Origin of the sequence: Micromonospora sp. NPDC050980, assembly GCF_040653835.1 — a bacterium.
Lineage (GTDB): Bacteria > Actinomycetota > Actinomycetes > Mycobacteriales > Micromonosporaceae > Micromonospora.
Genome location: NZ_JBFAGS010000017.1, coordinates 1 through 486, shown reverse-complemented (window position 1 = coordinate 486; position 486 = coordinate 1). Strand labels below are relative to the sequence as shown.

Genomic DNA, 486 nt, shown 5'->3' with positions numbered 1-486 from the left:
CGCTCCTCGCGCTCACGGGTCGACCCGGCCCGTGCCGTCGCCGCCGCGGTGGGGGCCCTCCGGCCCGCGGCCGTTGGGCCGGTGCCCGTTGGGGCCGGGGCCGTCGGCGCCGGCCGGCACGACGCCGTCGATCGTGGCCAGCACCAGGCCGCCCCGGTCCCGCCCCTCCTCGGCCGGCCGGGCGGTGCGGGCCGGCCGGAGCAGGGGTGGCTCCGCGGGGTCGGCCAGGTACGGCGACGGGGCGGGGCGCGTCGCCGGGGCCCGCCACGGCGACCGGGGGAGTTGCCGGACCAGCGGCAGCGCCTGGTCGACGTACTCGCAGAGCAGGTGCGTGGAGACCAGGTGCAGCTCCTGCACGACCTGGCTGTCGTCCGACGGCACGGCCAGCGCGTCGTGGCAGAGGTCGGCGAGGGGGTTGGGGGCGGGGCCGGTGAAGGCCCAGCAGCGGAGGCCGGTGTCGTGGGCGGCGTGGGCGGCGGTGAGGAG

1 pseudogene is annotated in these 486 nt (G+C 80.5%); it reads right to left on the bottom strand.

Features of this window, described 5'->3' with window-relative positions:
• Positions 1 to 294: 294 nt before the first annotated feature.
• A pseudogene (locus tag AB0H28_RS22645) lies at positions 295 to 486 on the bottom strand (phosphoheptose isomerase); the annotation flags it as partial.